General features: G+C 65.4%; 17 protein-coding genes. 10 read left to right on the forward strand and 7 right to left on the reverse strand.

Going from position 1 to position 19,297, the window contains the following annotated elements:
- Nucleotides 1-57 precede the first annotated feature (57 nt).
- The 4 genes from AWB74_RS18270 (at nucleotide 58) to AWB74_RS18285 (ending at nucleotide 5,101) form a co-directional block, all read left to right on the forward strand.
- Nucleotides 58-1,548: an MFS transporter gene (locus tag AWB74_RS18270; protein WP_235024616.1), complete on the forward strand. Its 1,491-nt coding sequence runs from the start codon at nucleotides 58-60 to the stop codon at nucleotides 1,546-1,548.
- A gap of 50 nt (nucleotides 1,549-1,598) precedes the next feature.
- Entirely contained in the window at nucleotides 1,599-2,216 is a 618-nt protein-coding gene (locus AWB74_RS18275) for a VC0807 family protein (protein WP_061148145.1), read from the forward strand.
- A gap of 165 nt (nucleotides 2,217-2,381) precedes the next feature.
- Nucleotides 2,382-3,599 (forward strand): trypsin-like serine peptidase, encoded by a 1,218-nt coding sequence (locus AWB74_RS18280; RefSeq protein ID WP_235024617.1) that lies wholly within the window; start codon nucleotides 2,382-2,384, stop codon nucleotides 3,597-3,599.
- Between the two features lie 188 nt (nucleotides 3,600-3,787).
- On the forward strand, nucleotides 3,788-5,101 hold the full coding sequence (locus AWB74_RS18285; RefSeq protein WP_061148146.1) for an MFS transporter: 1,314 nt from the start codon (nucleotides 3,788-3,790) through the stop codon (nucleotides 5,099-5,101).
- A 52-nt stretch (nucleotides 5,102-5,153) separates the two neighbouring features.
- On the opposite strand, the gene AWB74_RS18290 is transcribed toward AWB74_RS18285, so the two are convergent.
- Nucleotides 5,154-6,077, reverse strand: coding sequence for a LysR family transcriptional regulator (locus AWB74_RS18290; protein WP_061148147.1), 924 nt, complete (start codon nucleotides 6,075-6,077; stop codon nucleotides 5,154-5,156).
- Nucleotides 6,078-6,237: 160 nt separating this feature from the next.
- Here AWB74_RS18290 and AWB74_RS18295 point away from each other — a divergent pair, with 160 nt between their 5' ends.
- The 5 genes from AWB74_RS18295 to AWB74_RS18315 are packed head-to-tail and all read left to right on the forward strand — an operon-like array spanning nucleotide 6,238 to nucleotide 11,707.
- Nucleotides 6,238-7,413: an L-rhamnonate dehydratase gene (locus AWB74_RS18295; RefSeq protein WP_061148148.1), complete on the forward strand. Its 1,176-nt coding sequence runs from the start codon at nucleotides 6,238-6,240 to the stop codon at nucleotides 7,411-7,413.
- Nucleotides 7,414-7,469: 56 nt separating this feature from the next.
- Entirely contained in the window at nucleotides 7,470-8,780 is a 1,311-nt protein-coding gene (locus AWB74_RS18300) for an MFS transporter (RefSeq protein WP_061148149.1), read from the forward strand.
- A 21-nt stretch (nucleotides 8,781-8,801) separates the two neighbouring features.
- The gene (locus AWB74_RS18305) at nucleotides 8,802-9,803 is read left to right on the forward strand and encodes a 4-hydroxythreonine-4-phosphate dehydrogenase PdxA (RefSeq protein ID WP_061148150.1); all 1,002 of its coding nucleotides are present in this window, start codon (nucleotides 8,802-8,804) and stop codon (nucleotides 9,801-9,803) included.
- A gap of 4 nt (nucleotides 9,804-9,807) precedes the next feature.
- A complete protein-coding gene (locus AWB74_RS18310; RefSeq protein ID WP_061148151.1) occupies nucleotides 9,808-10,764 on the forward strand; it encodes an amidohydrolase family protein in 957 nt (318 codons plus the stop codon).
- 22 nt (nucleotides 10,765-10,786) lie between these two features.
- Complete coding sequence (locus AWB74_RS18315) at nucleotides 10,787-11,707, forward strand: dihydrodipicolinate synthase family protein (RefSeq protein ID WP_061148152.1); 921 nt, start codon at nucleotides 10,787-10,789, stop codon at nucleotides 11,705-11,707.
- Between the two features lie 45 nt (nucleotides 11,708-11,752).
- Here AWB74_RS18315 and AWB74_RS18320 read toward each other — a convergent pair whose 3' ends face one another.
- The 5 genes from AWB74_RS18320 to AWB74_RS18340 form a co-directional block, all read right to left on the reverse strand.
- Nucleotides 11,753-13,156, reverse strand: a complete 1,404-nt coding sequence (locus tag AWB74_RS18320) for an MFS transporter (protein ID WP_087039082.1) — start codon at nucleotides 13,154-13,156, stop codon at nucleotides 11,753-11,755.
- Nucleotides 13,157-13,251: 95 nt separating this feature from the next.
- Nucleotides 13,252-14,067, reverse strand: a complete 816-nt coding sequence (aroE, locus tag AWB74_RS18325) for a shikimate dehydrogenase (protein ID WP_061148153.1) — start codon at nucleotides 14,065-14,067, stop codon at nucleotides 13,252-13,254.
- A 16-nt stretch (nucleotides 14,068-14,083) separates the two neighbouring features.
- The gene (locus AWB74_RS18330; RefSeq protein ID WP_061148154.1) at nucleotides 14,084-15,076 is read right to left on the reverse strand and encodes a 2-hydroxyacid dehydrogenase; all 993 of its coding nucleotides are present in this window, start codon (nucleotides 15,074-15,076) and stop codon (nucleotides 14,084-14,086) included.
- 41 nt (nucleotides 15,077-15,117) lie between these two features.
- Complete coding sequence (locus AWB74_RS18335) at nucleotides 15,118-16,308, reverse strand: YncE family protein (RefSeq protein ID WP_061148155.1); 1,191 nt, start codon at nucleotides 16,306-16,308, stop codon at nucleotides 15,118-15,120.
- Nucleotides 16,309-16,327: 19 nt separating this feature from the next.
- Entirely contained in the window at nucleotides 16,328-17,101 is a 774-nt protein-coding gene (locus AWB74_RS18340) for a glucose 1-dehydrogenase (RefSeq protein WP_061148156.1), read from the reverse strand.
- 151 nt (nucleotides 17,102-17,252) lie between these two features.
- Between AWB74_RS18340 and AWB74_RS18345 the strand changes: the two genes are divergently transcribed.
- Nucleotides 17,253-18,137 carry a LysR family transcriptional regulator gene (locus AWB74_RS18345; protein ID WP_061148157.1) on the forward strand — a complete coding sequence of 295 codons (885 nt, stop codon included), beginning with the start codon at nucleotides 17,253-17,255 and terminating at the stop codon, nucleotides 18,135-18,137.
- Here the strand turns inward: AWB74_RS18345 and AWB74_RS18350 are convergent.
- Nucleotides 18,134-19,243: a LacI family DNA-binding transcriptional regulator gene (locus AWB74_RS18350; protein ID WP_235024618.1), complete on the reverse strand. Its 1,110-nt coding sequence runs from the start codon at nucleotides 19,241-19,243 to the stop codon at nucleotides 18,134-18,136. The genes AWB74_RS18345 and AWB74_RS18350 overlap by 4 nt on opposite strands.
- Between the last annotated feature and the right edge of the window lie 54 nt (nucleotides 19,244-19,297).

Here is a 19,297-nt window from a genome sequence, read left to right on the forward strand (position 1 = left end):
GGCAATCTAGACCAATGGAGGACGACACCATGCAAATTCATCGCACTGGCGCAGCATATGTGGATCAACGAGATTGTGTTCCGCAGATCGGATGCCGATGATCGCGGCGCGATTCGTCGTATTTTAAATACTTGGGATACCGAAAGAAACACGATGACAACAGCTCTCGCTGCAAATTCTTTGCGCCGTCGCACGGTCGTATGGGTAGTGGCCCTCGCCACTGTGGGCTTAATTTTCGACGGCTACGATCTCGTCGTGTACGGAACGGTCGTGTCGAAATTCCTGCGCGATCCGTCGCAGATCGGGAGTGTGACGCCGGCGACCGCAGGCGCACTCGGAAGTTATGCGCTCGTCGGCGTGCTCGTCGGGGCGTTGCTCGCGGGAAGCGTCGGCGACATCCTGGGGCGCCGCAAAGTGATGCTGTTCGCGTACGCGTGGTTCTCGGTCGGGATGGCGATCACCGCGATGACCACCACCACGGCGACGTTCGGGCTGATGCGTTTCGTCACCGGTCTTGGCGTCGGCGCCTTGGTGGCGACGACAGGCGCGCTCGTGGCGGAATATGCCCCGAAGGGCCGCAAGAACCTCTGCAACGCGATAACGTATTCCGGGGTGCCGTTGGGAAGCCTGCTGGCGGCCATGCTGGCGATCCTGCTGCTACAGCATATCGGCTGGCGCGGCATGTTCTGGATCGGCGCACTGCCTTTCGTCACGCTGCTGCCGATCGCGTATTTCAAAATGCCGGAATCGGTGGCGTGGCTCGTGAGCCGCGGCCGTCTCGATGAAGCTCGCGCCATATCGGAGCAGACCGGCGTGGAGATTCCCACGCTCGCCGAAGCCCCGGCCGCCGGCGTCCCGCCGGTCCCTTCCGAGAAAGCAGGGTTCGCCGGACTGTTCGGCTCTTATCTGTTTCCTACGATCATGCTCGGTCTGATGAGTGCTACCGGGCTGGTGCTCGTCTACTCGCTCAACACCTGGTTGCCTGAGCTGATGCTCCGGGCCGGGTTCGACGCCAAAGGGTCGCTGTCGTTTCTGCTGGTGCTCAACGGCGGTGCGGTGATAGGCGCCCTGGCAGGCTCGCGTGTTGCGGACAGATTCGGTCCCAAGCCGGTCGTCGCGGCGTGTTTTCTCATCGGATCAATCGCGATCGCGCTGCTGACTTCGAATGTGCCGGTCGGAATACTGCTGGCCCTGATTGCGATCGTCGGATTGGGCACCAGCGGCACGCAGACATTGATCTACGGCTTCGTCGCGAACTACTATCGAACCAACGTGCGGGGCGCTGGCGTCGCCTGGTGCGCCGGATTCGGACGCCTCGGGGGCGTTGTTGGCCCGCTGCTGGGGGGATTGCTGATCAGCGCAGGGCTCGCGCTCAATTCGATCTTCTATGTTCTGGCGGTTATCGGCATCGTAGGTGTGGTTTTGACGCTGCTGGTGCCGAGAGCGCGCGGTCCGCGCGAGCTGGATGCGGCGTCTATCGAACCGTCGGTACGACCTGAATCAGGCAAGCTCGCCGTCGCTCCAGACGGCCGGGTTCCTCGCGAGTGAAGTCCTGATTTCCGGTTGGAACTGATGATGCGGGAATCATCGGAAGCCCCATGATGCCTTCTGCCCGTTACGCGTTCGCCGTCGTGATCAACGTGCTCCTGCCGATGGCCGCGTACCGGCTCGCGCTCGGGCACTACGGCGTCGCGGGCGCGCTGCTCGCATCGATGGCGCCGCTGCTTCTCTGGCTCTGCATCGATCTCGCGCGCTTCCGCCATTTCGATGCATTGAGCGCAATCGTGCTTGCCGGCATCGTCATGTCGTTGTGCCTGCTCGCGTTGAAGCCCGCGGATTGGCTGATCGCGTTGCGCGAGCCGGCGGTGAGTGGTGTCATCGGCGTGATGTTTCTCGTATCGCTGATGTGGGATCGCCCCATCGTCTACTATCTCGCGCGCTCGACGATGTCGCGCGAACGGCAGGGCCGCGAACTCGAATTCGATGCGATGTGGCAAAGCCGTCCGGCGCTCGTCAGATCCATCCGGCTGATGACGACCGTATGGGGCATTGGCCTCTTGGCCGAGAACATCGTGAGGCTCGGGGTGCTCGAACGGATGAACGGCGACGATGCGCAGCGCGCCTCGACGTATGTCAGATATGTCTTCTACGGCGCATTGACGGCGTGGACGATCTTCTATCGCCGCGCGTATCTCAGGAAGCAAGCTCCCGACTGAACTATTCAATGCTGCAAAACAAGATCCGCCTCTGTTGAAAATATCGACTAGAGTTCCTTAGGGACTCGGGCTCGAGTCTGTGCGCTAATACTCATAAGACTTAGGAATTCGAACTAATGATTCAGTCATTCGTCGGATATTAAATTCTCGGAAGCGGAGGGTGCCATGCGGAAATCGAAACACGTGTCCAGCGTGAAGGCGATCGCAGTCGTCGCGCTGTCGATGTCGGGCGCAGGCGCAGCGTATGCGGACGATCAGGTGATCCAGAACACGAATCCGGCTGCGCCGCGCATGTCGATGTCGGATGTGCTCGCGCTCGATCCGGTGGTGAACGTGCTGCTTCCTCCGGACACGTCCACGGCAGTGCCGAACACCGACGCGGGGCCGTACTTGCCGGGCGTGAAGACACAGAGCGGCATCGTCTCGAATGCGCAGACGAGAGCGTACGGCGACTTTGGCATTCCCTATTCGACCGGCCGCGTGCAGGATGGCAATCAGAGTGCCGGCGGCACCACCACTGCGAATTACCTGAGCACGACCTATCCCTATCGGGCGATCGGCAAACTCACGTTCTCCACCGGATACTGCACCGCGAGCCTGATTCGCCGAAGCGTGATCGTCACGGCGGCGCATTGCATTCAGACGTTCGGAAGCGGCAACTTGATGTTCGACAAATGGCAGTTCATTCCCGGTCATTACGGCGCGTCCGGCGCGACCTCGGCGCAAAGCGCGCCGTATGGGACGTGGGCGTGGGGCGCGCTCGTGCGGCCATCGACGTGGGCGAACGGCACGGATACGGGATCGGGTTCCGCGCGCAACAACGACATCGCGGTGATCCTCATCGCGAAGAACGCATCGAATCAGTTCATCGGCGATATCACCGGGTATCTCAACTACGGCTGGAACAACTATTCCTTCATATCGTCCGCAAAGACCGGCAACCTGCTGACGGCGGCGGTCACGACGCTGGGCTATCCGCAGTTGCTCGACGGCGGCGCGATCATGCAGCGAACGGACGGACCGACCTATACGACGACCGTCAGCGGCGCATCGCAACTATGGCAGGGCAGCAACCTCACGGGCGGCGCGAGCGGCGGCCCGTGGATCGTGAACTTCAGAGCGCGCGATGCAGCGCTGGCGGGCGGCGCCGTCGTCGGGAATTCATCGAACCTTGCGATTGTCGGCGTGACCTCGTGGGGCTCGGCGGACCCGAACGCGCCCAAGGATAACTACGCGTCGCAATTTCGCCAGAACACGCAGTATCCGAACGCCACCTACGGCAATTACGGGTCGGGCAATATCGCGTCCCTGCTGAACACTTTGTGTTCGGGCCCGGCGGCGTCCGGCGGCGGCACATACGCTTCTCAGGGCTATTGCGATTAGCGGTGCACGCTCCGCGATGCATCCCTCGCATCGCCCAGCGATAACCACTGGAAATCACTCCATAAGGGAAATTCAATAGACGGCTATCGCGGTTTTCTCCAGACTCCGGGGCGTCGGACCTCGAATCAAGGTCCGCCCCCGACAAGAGTGCGCAACAGCGCAAAAGAAGCCCGGAGGAGACACCCGCTATGCCGCATCGCCCAAGAGTCACACGGTCAGTACTCGCGCTCATGTGCGCGATGTCTTTCATCATGTATCTGGATCGCGTGAATCTCTCCGCTGCTGCGGGGCTGATTCGCGACGATCTGCATCTCTCCAACACCGATGTCGGTTTCGTGTTCGGCGCGTTCGCCTACACGTACGCGATCTGCCAGGTGATCGGCGGATGGTTCAGCGACCGCGTCGGCGCGAAGACCACGCTCGTGATTTGCGCGACGATCTGGATCATCGCGACGGTCGCAACCGGCTTCGCGGGAGGCGTGGTGTCGCTGTTCTGCGCGCGCATGCTGCTCGGCATCGGCGAAGGGGCGGCATTGCCTGCGCAGGCGCGTGCGCTCGTCAACTGGTACCCGGCGAGCAAGCGCGGTTTCGTTCAGGGATTGACGCATTCGTTTTCGCGTCTGGGCAACGCGCTCACGCCGCCGCTGATCGCGGTGCTGGTGGCGTTCGCGTCGTGGCGCGCATCCTTTTTGCTGGTCGGCGCGCTCACCGCCATTTGGCTCGGGTTTTACGCGTGGTATTTCAAGGACGATCCGCGCAAGCATCGCCATATCACGCCGGAAGAAGTGGCCGAACTGCCGCCGGAAACGGCAGCGTCGGCGAAGAAGACGCGCGAGCCGACTCCGTGGGGCAGGCTCATCAAACGCATCGGTCCGACCATGATGGTCTATTTCTGCTACGGCTGGACCGGCTGGCTGTTCTTCACGTGGCTGCCGACTTTCTTCATGCACGGACGCGGCCTCGATCTAAAGAGTTCGGCGCTGTTCTCGGCGGGCGTGTTTCTGTCGGGTGTGGTCGGCAATACGGCGGGCGGCGTGCTGTCGGATCGGATTCTCAAGCGTACGGGCAACGTGGTGGCCGCGCGCCGCAACATGATCATCGTCGCGTTTCTGGGCGCGCTCGTGTTTCTCGCGCCGGTGATGATCGTGCACTCGCTGCCCGTCATGGCTGCGTCGCTGAGCCTGTCGTTCTTCTTCCTCGAAATGACGATCGGACCCATCTGGGCCGTGCCGATGGACATCACGCCGAAGCACGTCGGCATCGCGAGCGGACTCGTGAACGCAGGCTCCGCTGTCGCGGGCATCTTCTCGCCGATCGTCTTCGGCTTCATCGTCGATCGCACCGGTAACTGGACGCTGCCGTTCGTCGGATCGCTCGGACTGCTGGCGGTGGGCATCGTCATGACGTTCTTCATGCGGCCGGATATCAGGCTGGACGCGGAGACGCAGCCCGGCGAAAGCCCGGTCGAACCCAGATTCGAGCTGGCCGAAGAGCGCCGCTGAAGCATCCGGACGGAAAGGCCGCCTTCGTGAAACAAGGCGGCCTTTCCATTTCTCAGGCGGCGCGGATCGCCTCGATCACCAGTTGCGTCGCCGGACTGATGCGCCGGTTCTTGCGCAGGATCAGTCCGTACGGGGCAAGGCGGCCACGCAAGGCCGTGCCCAGCGACGCGATCGTGCCGAGCGCGCTGTAGTAGTCGGCAACGGATGAGGGCAGCACGGCCAGCATGTCCGAATCCCGCAGCAGGGAGAGCGTCGTGAGAATCGACGAGGTCTCCACGGTGCTCGCCGGCGGCGCCACGCGCGATTCCCTGAATGTCTGGTCGATGACCTCGCGCATCGGGCTGGGATGCGGCTGCATGATCCACGCGAACTGCGTGATCTGCGCGAGTTTCGGCCGGCCCGTGATTGCCAGGGCCGGATGCCCCGGCCGCGCGACGATGGAAAGCGCCTCTTCCGACAAGGTCTCGAAGCTCAGGTCCAGCGCCGGGAAACCATACGGTATGCGCCCGACCACGATATCGAGCTGATCCTGCTGCAAGGCCTGCACGAGCACGTCGCTGGTATCGATCTGCACGCTGATCTGCAGACGCGGGTGGGCCTCCTTCAACTGCACGATCACGCGCGTCAGCAAATCCGGCGCGGGCGCCATCACCGCGCCGATCCTCACCTTGCCGATATCGCCCGCTTCGATGGCGGCCAGCTCCTCGCGCAACTCGTCGAGATCCTCGAACATCACGCGCGCATAGCGCATCACCGCCTCTCCGTAGACGGTCGGCTCCATGCCGCGCGCGTGGCGCACGAACAGCGACACGCCGATGGTGTCCTCCAGCTCCTTCAGCGCTTTGGTGGCGGCGGGCTGGGTCATCGCGAGATCGTCGGCGGCGCCGCGCAACGATTCGGTTTCGGAGAGCGCTTGCATCAGTTGCAGATGCCGCAGTCGAAGTCGTTTCCGGATAGTCGAGGAGGGCGCAATCATCTCGTGGCGTGGCCTTCGTGAGTGATAACCGTGGGAAATAGGCTGATTCAAATAATTCAATAGTCAGTTATCGCAGAGTTTCGCACACTAGCGTCACTCGACACAGCCGCGCAAACCCTCGAATGTTGCGGCGCAACTCGATCAAACGGAGACAATCACGATGAAGATCAAGCACGTCCGCGCACGCGTTTTCGAATGGAAAGGCAAGGTCGTTCCGCCGCAATCGCACTTCTGCACGAATGCCGTGGATATCCTCTACGAACGCGGCGACGCGATGGGCTCGTTTCGCTTTCACGGCTGGCTGGTCGTCGAGATCGAATGCGACGATGGCACCGTGGGTATCGGCAACTGCGCGCTGGCGCCGCGCGTGGCCAAGCAGATCGTCGACGAATACCTTGCGCCCATCGCCATCGGAGAAGATCCGTTCGACTACGAATACCTGTGGCAAAAGATGTATCGCCGGACGCTGGCATGGGGCCGCAAGGGCATCGGCATGGCGGCGATCTCGGCGATGGACATCGCCATCTGGGACGTCATGGGCAAGGCGGTTAAGAAGCCGGTGTTCAAGCTGCTCGGCGGCCGCACGAAAGAGAAGATCTGGTCCTACGCGTCGAAGCTCTATAACAACGACGACCGCGACGCTTTTCTCGGGGAAGCGCAGGGCTATCTCGACCAGGGCTTCACCGCGATGAAAATGCGCTTCGGTTATGGCCCGAAGGACGGTCCGAAGGGCATGGCGAAGAACCTCGAGCAAGTGCGCCTGCTGCGCGAGCTGGTGGGCGACGAGGTCGACATCATGCTCGAATGCTACATGGGCTGGACGCTCGAATACGCGCGCCGCATGTTGCCGCGCCTCGCCGAATTCAATCCGCGCTGGCTGGAAGAGCCGGTGATAGGCGACGACGTCGAAGGCTATCAGGAGCTCAAGAAGATGAACATCCTGCCCATCTCGGGCGGCGAACATGAGTTCACCGTGTACGGCTTCAAGGATCTGCTCGAACGGCGCGCGGTGGACGTCATCCAGTACGACACCAATCGCGTGGGCGGCATCACGGCCGCGCGCAAGATCAATGCGATGGCCGAAGCCTGGTCGGTGCCGGTGATCCCGCACGCGGGACAGATGCACAACTATCACCTCACGATGGCCTCGACCGCCAGCCCGATGTCGGAGTTCTTCCCCGTGTTCGACGTCGAAGTGGGCAACGAACTGTTCTATTACATCTTCGACGGCGAGCCGCAGCCGGAGAACGGCTATCTGCAACTGTCCGACGAGACGCCGGGTCTCGGCATCACGCTTTCGGACAAGCATCTGAAGGACTTCGACATCATCGAATGAGCCGCATGGACGGCAGGGCCCACGTAGCCCGTGAAGCAGTCAACAGGAGACAGGACATGGAAAGCAGGATGGAGGCCCGCGCGGCGACGCGCGACGCGGCAACGGCGCAGCGCGCGACGAGCGTGCGCTGGCGCATCTTCGGCGTGGTGTTTCTGATCACGCTGATCAATCTGGTGGATCGCATCTCGCTGTCGATCGCGATGCCGACCATCGCGAAGGAGTTCTCGCTCTCGCCCGCGATGCAGGGCCTCATCCTGTCCAGCTTCTTCTGGTCGTATGCGCTGCTGCAGATTCCGGGCGGCTGGCTGATCGACCGCTTCGGCGCGCGCAAGGTCGTCGCGGGCGCGACGCTGCTGTGGGGCCTGTTTCAGACGCTGATGGGCGCGGCAACGGGCGGTCTGTCGATGCTCGTCATGCGGGTCGGACTGGGCGCCGCCGAAGCGCCGCTGTTTCCCGCCGGCAGCAAGCTCAACGCACTGTGGCTCTCGAAGAAGGAACGTGCGCGCGGCGCGGTGCTGATGGATGCGGGCTCGCCGCTCGGCGCGGCGATCGGCGGGCTGGCCATCTCCAACCTGATCCTCATGTTCGGCTCCTGGCGCACGGCGTTCGTCGTGGCGGGCCTTGCGACGATCGCGTGCGGCTGGCTTGCGTGGCGCTATCTGCGCGACGATCCCGCGAAGCATCCGGGCGTCAACGCGGCGGAGCTGGATCATATCCGCGACGGCGCGCCCGCGCAGGCCAGCGCCGCGGTTCAGGCCAGCGCGCATACGCAGGACGTGCCCCTGCCGCTGCGCTCGACGGTGGCGATGTGCGTGGGCCGCATGGCCTGGGCGATGATCTTCTTCGGCCTGCTGACCTGGGGCCCGACCTATCTGACCCAGGCGCGGGGCCTGAGCCTGTCGCAGATCGGCGCAGCCACGTTCTTCATCTTCCTGGCCGGCGCATGCGGCTCGCTGACCGGCGGCTTTCTGTGCGATGCGTTGTGCTCGTGGGGCTTCGCGCGCGGCAAGGTCGTGAAGAGCATGATCGCGGTGTCGGGTCTCGCGACGCTCGCCGTGTTCGCGGCGCTGCCGGGCATTTCATCGCCTGTGACGGCCATCGCGGTGCTGTGCGCGGCGGCGTTCGTCCTTATGTGGGGCAGCCTGTACTGGAGCCTGCCTTCGCTGCTCGCGAGCCCGGGACGCGTGGGCCTGCTCGGCGCGTGCATGAATTGCGCGGGCAGCGTCGGCGGCATTTCGATTCCGCTCATCACCGGATTCATCCTTCAACGCACCGGCTCCTTCGACGCCGTGCTGCATTTTTATAGCGTCTGCGCGCTGGTCTATATCTTCGGTTCGCTGGCAATCGACCTGCGCCGCACGCGCTGACATTCAACAGGTAAAACGACGATGAAACCCCGTATTGCAGTGCTGCTCGGCGACCCTGCCGGCATCGGTCCCGAACTCATCGCGCGCCTTCTCGCGCGGCCCGAAAACCGCGCGCGCGCCGATCTGCTCATCATCGGCGACCGGCGCGAGCTGGACAAAGGCATGGAGATCGCGCAGCAGCGCTTCGACTACGACGTGATCGAAAGCGAAGCCGATGCGAAGCGCGATACCGATGTGCCCGCTCTCATCGATTTCCGCCTCGCCGACGACGCGCCCTACGAGCGTGCGGTGTCGACGGAGCGCGGCGGCCGCTACAGCCTCGAAGCCTTCAAGAAGGCCCTGGCGCTGACGCAGGACAAGCGCACTCACGCGATGCTGTTCGCCCCCGTCAACAAGACTTCGCTGCACATGGCGGGCATGGAGACGAGCGACGAGATGGAATGGTTCGCGCGGCAGCTCGACTACAGCGGCGCGTTCTGCGAGTTCAACGTGCTCGACGAACTGTGGACGTCGCGCGTCACCTCGCACATGGCGCTCAAGGACGTGAGCGCGCGGCTCTCGGAGGAACGCATCGTCGGCGCGGTCAGGCTGATCGACGAGGGTCTGAAGCGCGCGGGCATCGCCGCGCCGCGCATCGCGGTGTGCGGCTTCAATCCACACAACGGCGACAACGGCGCGTTCGGCCGCGAGGAGCTGGACGTGATCGCGCCCGCCGTCGAAAAGGCGCGGTCGCTCGGTTTCGATGCGCAGGGCCCGTTCCCCGCCGATACGATCTTCGTGCGCGCGCGCGACCAGAAGGCGTTCGACGGCGTGGTGACGATGTATCACGATCAAGGCCAGATCGCGATGAAGCTGATGGGCTTCTGGCGCGGCGTGACCGTTCACGGCGGCCTGCCCGTGCCGATCACCACACCCGCGCACGGCACGGCGTTCGACATCCACGGCCAGGGCAAGGCCGACGTGGGCGCGACGCAAAAGGCGTTCGACATCGCCGTGCGCATGGCGCAGGACCGTCTGGGCTGATGCCATGATGCGCGAGCATATCGAAACCCTGCGCCAGCGCTTCCTGGATAGCGGCGACGACGCCGATCTGCCCATCGTCGACGCCCATCATCACTTCTGGGATCTGGCGCGCAACTATCACCCATGGCTGCGCGATCTGCCGCGCATCGCGTTTCGTTACGGCGATTACGAAAAGATCTGCCGCGACTTTCTGCCCGACGATTATTTCGCGCAGGCGGGCAGTCATCGCATCGTCAAGACGGTGATGATGGAAGGCGAGTGGGACCCGAGCGATCCCACGGGCGAAGCGCGCTGGGCCACGGCGCTGCATCAGCGCACCGGCCTGCCCAGCGCGATGGCCGCGCAGATCTGGCTCGACCGCGACGACGTCACCGAGGTGCTCGCCGCCTACCGGGACCTGCCGCTCGTGCGCAGCGTGCGGCACAAGCCCGCGGCCGTTGCGCGCGCGGCGCATCGCCCTGATTTCAGCGCGCCCGGTTCGATGCGCTGCGAGCGCTGGCGGCGCGGTTACGCGTTGCTCGAAGCGAGCGGCCTGATGTTCGAGCTACAGACGCCGTGGTGGCATTTCGAGGAAGCGGCCGAACTGGCGCGCGACTTTCCGCGCACGACGATCGTCGTGAATCACACGGGCCTGCCCGCCGATCGCAGCGACGAAGGACTCGCCGCCTGGTGCCGCGCGCTCGGTGTGCTGGCGCGTCATCCCAACGTGTGGCTGAAGATTTCGGGCATCGGTGAACAGGGCGTCGCATGGAGCGTCGCGCGCAACGGCCCGGTCGTGCGGGATGCGATCGCCGCCTTCGGTGCGGCGCGCTGCCTTTTCGCGAGCAACTTTCCCGTCGACAGTCTCGTCGTCACGCTCGACGACCTGTTCAGCGGCTTCAAGGCGATGGTCGCCGAACGCACGCGCGAAGAGCGGCTCGCGCTCTTTCATGACAACGCGTGCGCGCTCTATCGCATTTAGACAACATGGAGACATGGCTCACATGACTGCACCGATCTATCGCGGCGTATTCCCCGTCGCGCCCACCGTTTTCGATGAAGATGGACGACTCGATCTCGAAAGCCAGAAGCGCGCCATCGACTTCATGATCGACGCCGGCTCGCATGGCGTTTGCATCCTCGCGAACTTTTCCGAGCAGTTCGCGCTCTCCGACGCCGAGCGCGAAGCGGTGCAGCGCACCGTGCTCGAACACGTCGCCGGACGCGTGCCGGTGATCGTCACGACCACGCACTTCGGCTCGCAGATCTGCGCCGAGCGCAGCCGCGCCGCGCAGGACGCGGGTGCCGCGATGGTCATGGTGATGCCGCCGTATCACGGCGCGACGATCCGCGTGAGTGAGCGCGGCATTCAGGAGTTCTATCAACGCGTTTCGGATGCGATCGACATTCCCATCATGATCCAGGACGCGCCGGTCGCGGGCACGCCGCTGTCCGCGCCGTTTCTCGCGCGGCTGGCGAAGGAAATCGAGCACGTCTCGTACTTCAAGATCGAGACGGCGCAGGCGGCCTCGAAGCTGCGCGAGCTCATCGAGCTGGGCGGCGACGCGATCGTCGGGCCCTGGGACGGCGAGGAAGCGATCACGCTGATCCCGGATTTCGATGCCGGTGCGACCGGCGCGATGACCGGCGGCGGTTATCCGGACGGCATTCGCAGGATCGTCGATGCCTACGCATCCGGCGACACCGAGCGGGCGGCGGCGCTGTATCAGCAATGGCTTCCGCTCATCAATTACGAGAACCGCCAGTGCGGGCTCGCCGCGTGCAAGGCGCTGATGAAGGAAGGCGGCGTGATCCGCTCGGACGCGGTGCGCCATCCGCTCGCGCCGATGCATCCGAAAGTGCGCGAAGGGCTGTTCAAGGTGGCGCGCAGGCTCGATCCGCTGGTCTTGCGCTGGGGCAAGTGAGCTTTGTTTGAACGCGCGCGGGCGTTCCGCGCGCGTCCCGAACGCTTAACCAGCGTCCGCGGCGTCACGCAAATCGTCGAGGTCGCGGCCGCGCGTCTCGGGCGTGTAGTACGTCGTCACGACGCCGATCAGACTCAGCACCGCGACATAGCTGGCCAGCGGAATCCACGCGAGAATGCGGCCTTCGCTGCCGCCCCAGTGCGCGGTCGCCCAGGCGATGATCGATGCGCCGATCAGCGGCGCAACGCCGCCCGCGATCACCGCGGACACTTCGCGTCCCACCGCGACGCCCGCATAACGATGCTGCGCGCCGAACAGCTCGGGCAGCAGCGCGCCCTGCGTCGCGAACATGCCCCATACGCCCGCGAGTGCGACACACAGCATCGCGACGCTCGCCGCCGCATTGCCCTGGCTCAGCACCCACCATGTCGGATAGGCCAGCAACAACTGATACAGCGCGAAGGCGCGATAGACCGGCACGCGTCCGAAGCGATCGCTGAGCTTGCCGGTGAGCGGAATGATCACCGCACCCGATACCCCCGCGAGCAGCAGCGCCACCGGCCCGATCGGCCCTTTGAGACCCGTCGCGGTGGCCATGTAGCTGATCGCGAGCGACTGATAGATCGACGAACCGCCGTTCTCCGCCATGCGCATGCCGATGACCTTGAGCAGCGTCGGCTTCGAATGTCTGATGAGATGTTTGAGCGGGCTGTCGTTGATCTGATGCCTTGCTTCGAGCTTCGTGAACGACGGCGATTCCTTCAGCTTCAGCCGGATCCAAATCGCCACCGCGATGATGAGCACGCTCAGCAGGAACGGCACGCGCCACAGCCAGCTTTGCGAGATATCCTCGACGCGCACCAGCGCGAAGTAGATCGCGGCCGCCATCACCGTGCCGAGCAGCACGCCCATGAAGGGCAGCGCCGCGAAATAGCCGCGCCGCTTCGCGGGCGCGTATTCGGCCATCAGCACCGCCGCGCCGGCCTGTTCCGCGCCCGCGCCGAGTCCTTGCAGCAGGCGGCAGCCGACCAGCAGGACGGGCGCCCAGATGCCGGCGCTCGCATAGGTCGGCAACAAGCCGATGAGCGTGCTGGCGACGCCCATCAGCAGGATCGTCGCCATCAGCACGAACTTGCGGCCGTAGCGATCGCCGAGCGCGCCGAAGATGATGCCGCCCACCGGCCGTATCGCGAAGCCGAGGAAGTAAGCGCCGAAGCTCGCGATCAGACCGATGGCGGGATCGCTCGACGGGAAGAAGAGCGGCCCGAAGATCAGCGCCGACGCGAGGTTATAGAGCGCGAAGTCGTAGTATTCGAGCGCGCTGCCGAGCGATGCGGCCCATGCGGCGCGATACAGGTCGCGCGTCGTGACGTCGTCACGGCTCGTGTTCGTGTTGGTGTTGCGTGCGAGTCCGTTGTCGGCGGCCGCGATGGTGGGCTGGTGCTTCATGATGTCTCTCTCCGGTTCCTGCGACCTCTGGCGGCAATCCCGTCCTCGTCTTTGCGCGAGATGCGGGACCGCCGGCTTTTCCTGATGTGCGTGGCCTAGCCCACGCGGGCGATTTCGTCGAGCAGGGCGGCGCTCATCGCGTCCAGAGGCGCCGTCTTGCCCGTGTACAGCTCGACCTGCCCGCAGAACTGATGCAGCAGCATGCGCGTGCCGTCGATCACTCGGCAGCCGAGTTCGGCGGCATCGCGGATCAGCTTCGTGCGCACGGGGATGAACGCCGCGTCCATCACGACGAGATGCGGCGCGAGCTGCCCGGCACGCAATGGATTGATGTCCGGCGCGCGGAATCCGGCGGCGGTCGCGTTCACGACGACGTCGAACGCATGCGGATCGAAGTCGCCGAGATCGCCGCCGAATGCGAGTCCGAAGTCGTCGGCGAGCGCCTGACCGCGCGACGCGGTGCGATTGAACACGGTGACGCGGCCGCCGGCGCGCCGCACGCCCCACGCGATCGCGCGGGCCGCGCCGCCCGCGCCGAGCAAGGCGATGCGCCGGCCTTCGAGCGGCGTCGCCTCTTCGAGCGCGCGCACCGCGCCGACGCAGTCCGTGTTGTAGCCGGTCAGATGGCCGTCGCGGTTGTCGATGGTGTTGACCGCGCCGATCTCGCGGGCGGTTTCGTCGAGCGCATCGAGATGGGGAATCACCGCCTGCTTGTGCGGCATCGTCACGTTGAGTCCGCGGATGCCGAGCGTGCGCATGGCGTCGATCGCGCCGGCCGCGTCTTCCACGCCGAAGCTGACGAAGGTGCAGTCCACGCCAAGCGCCCGATAGGCCGCGTTGTGGACCTTGACGTTGTAGGTGAACGGCTGCCCGGCGAGCGAGCCGCACAGGGATGGAATCGAATGGGGCATGGTCGGGATCGTCGGGTCAGTGCTTCGAGAGATCGAACGCGGCGAGGGGCGCTTCGCCATCGAGCACGCGCAGCAGGTTGTCGGTGGCGAGCTCGGCCATCGCGCGCCGCGTTTCGTGCGTCGCCGATCCGATGTGCGGGAACGGCGTCACTTTCGGATGCGCGCGCAGCGGCGAATCCTGTGCGAGCGGTTCGACGGCGAATACATCGAGTCCGGCGGCGCGCAGATGGCCGCTGTCGAGCGCGGCGAGCAACGCGTCCTCGCGCACGATCGCGCCGCGCGAGCCGTTGACGAAGATCGCGCCGGGCTTCATCGCGGCGAACGCCCGCGCGTCCATCAGGCCGCGCGTGTCGTCGGAGAGCGGCAGCGTCAGCGCGACGATGTCCGCGCGTGCGAGCACGTCGTCGAACGATGCGCGCTCGGCGTGCCCGGCGAGCATTGCGGGAACCGGCACGTCGAAGGGATCGTGAAACAGCACGGGCATGCCGAAGCCGAGCGCCGCGCGCCGGGCCACCGCCTGGCCGATGCGCCCGAAGCCGAGCACGCCGAGGGTTTTGCCGTGCACGTCCCAGCCGAACAGGTCTTCGCCGATGTTGCGCGTCCAGCGGCCTTCGCGCACATGGTTCGACAATTCGACGAGCCGTCGCGAGCTCGCGATGATCAGCGCGAACACGGTGTCGGCGGTCGTTTCGGTGAGCACGCCGGGCGTGTGGCACAGCGTGATGTCGCGTTGCCTGAGATGCGCGAGATCGTAATTGTCGACGCCGACCGAAATGCTCGAAATCACCTTCAGCCGCGAGGCGCGCGCGAGTTCGTCCGCGCCGAGTCTGAAGCTCGATCCGATCAGGCCGTCGGCGTGGCCGAGTGCCTCGCGAAAGCGCGGCAGTTCATCGGCGCGGCGCGGGTCGGCCAGGGTCACGTCATGCCGGGTGGCGATGCGGTCGAGCAGGTCGTCCGGCAGTTTTCGAAAGACGACCACGTTCCTGCGTTCGGCGCTGGGCGTACGCATGCTTCTCTCCTGATACGTTGGGTGGTGAATGACTGGCGCGTTTAGCGTGGCGTCGTGCGCAGCGACGAAGGCCCGCCCGTCAGTGAAATGCGTTGTCCGGTGTCGCGCAGATGGCCGCCGTTCACGGCGTAGAACGCGAGCTGCTTCTCGACGTTGAACTGCACGATCAGATGCTTGCTGTCCGCGGTGAAGACGATGCCCTGCGCCGCCTCGCCGCCCGGCGCTTCGGCCACTTTCACGGCCTGACCGTCGCGGATCGCGAACAGCAGCACCTTGCCGCGCGCGTGGCGTCCGGGGTTGTCGGGCGTCAGATTGGAGCCGTCCATCGCCTGCACGCCGATCCATTTGCCGTCGGGCGAGATCGCCACGCCCTCGGGCAGCGAAGGCACCGTCACGTGCTGAACCGTCCGATACGGCATGCGCGAGACGTCGATGAGCGTGATCACGTCGGCATCGCCCGCGAGCTTGCCCGCGTAGGAAGGCAGGCCGGCCAGCCCGACATCGCTCACGACGGCCCATTTGCCGTCGCTCGATACGTCGATCGTGTAAGGCGCGACGCCGCTCGAAAGACGCACGCCGCTGTCGGTCACGCGGCCAGCGGCGACGTCGAGCACGGCGACGCCCTGTTCGTCGCGCAACGCGACGAGCGCATGCGCGCCGTCGTGCGTGAAGCTCACGCCGGAGAGCCGCTTCTGCGCGATCTTCAGCGTGTCGACGAGCGTCACGCGATTGCCGTCGATGCCGAGCACCGCCACGCTGCCGTCGACGCACGCGACGAGCGCGAGCTTGCCGCTGCGGTCGATGGCGATGCCCTGCGGATGACTGCCGATATCGAGCCGCGTCACGGCGGGCGGTGTGGCCTGCAGGTCGATCGTCTGCACGAACGAATCCATCAGCAGCTTCTTCGCCTCGCGGTCGTAGCGCGTGGGCGCGCCGACCAGCGCGACGCTCGCGTCCGGCGTGATGGCGACCGCCTGCGGCGGCCCCTGAATGCCGTTTTCGACTTCCACCTGCACCTTGACCTGCGGGGGAAAGCGGCTCGCATCGAGGAGCGTCAGCGTGTCCGGCGCGGGATTCTCCGGATACGTGTCGCGGCCTTCGACGCGCTGATACTTGCCGTCGTTGCCCGACACGATCCAATCGGCCGCGTGCGACGCGCACGCCGCGACGGCCATCGTCAGGCCGGCGAGCGCCCGGATGCGGCGGCTTCGGCTTGCCAGTGAGTTGCGCATGTCCTTGTCTCCTTTTGGTTCAGACCACGCTGGTCAATCCGCCATCGACGAAAAGCGTCTGGCCGTTCACGAAATCCGACGCCGGCGATGCGAGAAAGACCGCCGCGCCGCACAGTTCCTCGACGCGGCCCCAGCGGCCCGCCGGCGTGCGCTTGCAGAGCCAGTCGGAGAAAGCCGGATCGTCGACGAGCGCGCGATTGAGATCGGTCTCGAAGTAGCCGGGCGCGATCGCGTTGGCCTGAATGCCGTGCCGCGCCCATTCCGCGCACATGCCTTTGGTCAGCATGCGAATCGCGCCTTTCGTGGCGGCGTAGGGCGCGATGCCCGGCCGCGCCAGCTCGCTCTGCACCGAGCCGATGTTGATGATCTTGCCGTGCCCGCGCGCCAGCATGTGCCGCGCGACGGCCTGCGAAACCTGGAACACGCCGTCGAGATTCACGCGCAGCAGGTCGTTCCAGTCGCGTTCGTCGAAGCTTTCGAGCGGCGCGCGGCGCTGGATGCCGGCGTTGTTGATCAGAATGTCGATCGCGCCGATGTCGTTCTCGACACGGTCGATCGCCGCGATGACCTGCTCGCGGTCGGTCACGTCGAACACGGCGAAGCTGGCGTCGCAACCTTCGTCGCGCAGCCGTGCGGCGACATCGGCGGCCTTTTGCTCATTGCGATCGTTGATGACGACCGACGCGCCCGCGCCCGCGAGTCCTCGCGCCAGCGCCAGGCCGATGCCGCGCCCGGAGCCGGTGATCAGCGCGCGCCTGCCGTGCAGGCCGAAAAGTCTCAGTGTCTCGCTCATTTTTTTGGCTGCGCATCCCGTGGCGGATGCGTTTTGTCTCCGAATGCGCCTAGTTCACCCGAACGACGGCCGTCGCGCCAATAGTCTTTCGTGACGCTGTTATCATGAATCGTGATAACGGGTTTCACAGGGCCGCGCGGCGGGGGATTTCATGGAGTTGAAGCATCTGCGCGCGTTCGTCGCGCTCGCCGAGGAACTGCATTTCGGACGCGCGGCGCAGCGCCTGTGCATCGTGCAGCCGGCGCTGAGCATGCAGATCAAGGCGCTCGAAGAGGAACTGGACGTGCGGCTGTTCGAGCGCGACCGTCACAGGGTCGTCCTGAGCGCGACCGGCACGCTCTTTCTGCCCGAGGCGCGCGCGACGCTGCATCAGGCGGCGCGCGCGGAGCAGATCGCGCGGCTGTCGGCGCGAGGTGAAATCGGCACTTTGCGCATCGCGTTCGTGTCGTCGGTGCTGCCGAAGCTGTTGCCCGCGCTCATTCGTACGATGCATGCGCGCTATCCGCTCATCACGCTCGAACTCAAGGATATGCCGACGCCGAATCAGATTGCGGCGCTACAGAACAATCAGCTCGACTTCGGGCTGATACGGCTGCCCGTGAGCGGCACCGGTCTGGAAATCCGCCTGGTGCTGGAGGAACCGTTCGTCGTCGCGCTCCCCGACGACCACGCGCTTGCCGCGCGGCCGCTGATCCGCCCGCCCGATCTCCGGGGTTTTCCCGCTTTCGTGCTCGCGCGGCGGTACGCGCCGGGTTTCCATGACGACATGCTGGTGGCGCTCAAGCGCGAGGGCGCGGATCTGAACATCGCGCAGGAACTCGGCGAATTCTCGACGATGCTCGCGCTGGTTTCGGCCGGTCTTGGCATCGGCGTGATTCCGGCGGCCGCGGCAATGGCGCTGCCGCCGAAGGTCGTGGCCCGGCCGCTCGAACTGCGTGAGTACAAGGCGGGGATCGGGCTCGCTTATTCCGGTCCGGACAGCGCGATCAAGCGCGCGTTGCTCGATGTGATCGAGTTTTGCACTGTGGGTGTCTAGCGGGCTTCAACCGGCGCAGGCCCGGTCGACCCGCGCACTTTCAGCACCGCCGGCACAGCAAATCCCCGCTGCGTCGCCCGCCCATCCAGCGCATCGAGCAGATGCCTCGCGGCGACGGTGCCGATCGCGCGCGTGTCCACGTGCATCGTCGTCAGGGGCGGGCGCGCTTCGCGTGCGATCGCGAGATCGTCGAAACCGGTGACCGAAAGCTGCCCGGGAATCGCGATGCCCAGTTCTTCCGCCTCCCGCAACACGCCGAGCGCGATGTGATCGTTGCCGCAGATCACCGCCGTCGGGCGCGGCCCCGGCTGTTGCCACAGCGCGCGCAGCGCGCGCCGGCCGAAATCGAGCGTGGATTCGCCTTCGATCAGATGCTCCGGACGCACCGCGAGACCATGCCGCTCTAGCGCGATTCGAATGCCCTCGAGCCGCGCCTGCACGCGGTCGTTCTCGCGCGTGGGCTGGATGCAGACGGCGAACGACCGGTGTCCGAGCGCGACGAGATGCTCGGTGATCTCTTCATACGCACCGCGATTGTCGAAGCCGATGCAGTCATGCGGACTGCCTTCGCGCCACGCATACAGCACGACGTAGGGCACGCGCCACACGCGCAGCGCTTCGAAGAGCGCCGGCGGATGCGCCTCGCCCACGACCGCGATCGCTTCCACGCCACGCGCGAGCATCGCGTGAACCTGAGAGAGCGCCTCCTTGGGATCGTAATTCGAGCAGCCGAGGAAAAGGGTGATGCCGCGCGCGGCGAACGCCGCCTGCATGCCGCTCACCTGCGACGCGAACACCTGATCGTCGAGCGTCGGAATGACGATGCCCGCGATATGGCTGCGCGTGGACGCAAGCGCGCGCCCGGCCGCATTCGGAAACCAGTTCAGTTCCAGCGCGGCCCGCTCGACGCGCTCGCGCACGCTGTCCGACACCTTGCCGGGCTCGTTGTAGACGCGCGATACCGTCGCCGTGGACACGCCCGCGCGCTTCGCCACATCGGACAGGACGGTGCGCCCCGTGCCGCGGCGAGAGCGCGCCCCGGCGGGCCGCCCGGCCGGCGACGGTTCTTCTTCGAGAGCGGAGGCGGTGTCGGAAGAGCGGGGCATCGACGCTGTGGCTTCGTAGGCTGAGCCCGTCATCTTACTCGCGGCGTGGCAGGG

This window comes from Caballeronia arvi (genome assembly GCF_001544695.2).
GTDB classification, from domain to species: domain Bacteria; phylum Pseudomonadota; class Gammaproteobacteria; order Burkholderiales; family Burkholderiaceae; genus Caballeronia; species Caballeronia arvi.

Excerpts from the sequence above, each read along its gene's own strand:
- AWB74_RS18270 (WP_235024616.1), top strand. The coding sequence starts at position 58 with ATGTGGATCAACGAGATTGTGTTCCGCAGATCGGATGCCGATGATCGC.
- AWB74_RS18275 (WP_061148145.1), top strand. The coding sequence starts at position 1,599 with ATGATGCCTTCTGCCCGTTACGCGTTCGCCGTCGTGATCAACGTGCTC.
- AWB74_RS18280 (WP_235024617.1), top strand. The coding sequence starts at position 2,382 with ATGCGGAAATCGAAACACGTGTCCAGCGTGAAGGCGATCGCAGTCGTC.
- AWB74_RS18285 (WP_061148146.1), top strand. The coding sequence starts at position 3,788 with ATGCCGCATCGCCCAAGAGTCACACGGTCAGTACTCGCGCTCATGTGC.
- AWB74_RS18290 (WP_061148147.1), bottom strand. The coding sequence starts at position 6,077 with ATGATTGCGCCCTCCTCGACTATCCGGAAACGACTTCGACTGCGGCAT.
- AWB74_RS18295 (WP_061148148.1), top strand. The coding sequence starts at position 6,238 with ATGAAGATCAAGCACGTCCGCGCACGCGTTTTCGAATGGAAAGGCAAG.
- AWB74_RS18300 (WP_061148149.1), top strand. The coding sequence starts at position 7,470 with ATGGAAAGCAGGATGGAGGCCCGCGCGGCGACGCGCGACGCGGCAACG.
- AWB74_RS18305 (WP_061148150.1), top strand. The coding sequence starts at position 8,802 with ATGAAACCCCGTATTGCAGTGCTGCTCGGCGACCCTGCCGGCATCGGT.
- AWB74_RS18310 (WP_061148151.1), top strand. The coding sequence starts at position 9,808 with ATGATGCGCGAGCATATCGAAACCCTGCGCCAGCGCTTCCTGGATAGC.
- AWB74_RS18315 (WP_061148152.1), top strand. The coding sequence starts at position 10,787 with ATGACTGCACCGATCTATCGCGGCGTATTCCCCGTCGCGCCCACCGTT.
- AWB74_RS18320 (WP_087039082.1), bottom strand. The coding sequence starts at position 13,156 with ATGAAGCACCAGCCCACCATCGCGGCCGCCGACAACGGACTCGCACGC.
- aroE (WP_061148153.1), bottom strand. The coding sequence starts at position 14,067 with ATGCCCCATTCGATTCCATCCCTGTGCGGCTCGCTCGCCGGGCAGCCG.
- AWB74_RS18330 (WP_061148154.1), bottom strand. The coding sequence starts at position 15,076 with ATGCGTACGCCCAGCGCCGAACGCAGGAACGTGGTCGTCTTTCGAAAA.
- AWB74_RS18335 (WP_061148155.1), bottom strand. The coding sequence starts at position 16,308 with ATGCGCAACTCACTGGCAAGCCGAAGCCGCCGCATCCGGGCGCTCGCC.
- AWB74_RS18340 (WP_061148156.1), bottom strand. The coding sequence starts at position 17,101 with ATGAGCGAGACACTGAGACTTTTCGGCCTGCACGGCAGGCGCGCGCTG.
- AWB74_RS18345 (WP_061148157.1), top strand. The coding sequence starts at position 17,253 with ATGGAGTTGAAGCATCTGCGCGCGTTCGTCGCGCTCGCCGAGGAACTG.
- AWB74_RS18350 (WP_235024618.1), bottom strand. The coding sequence starts at position 19,243 with ATGCCCCGCTCTTCCGACACCGCCTCCGCTCTCGAAGAAGAACCGTCG.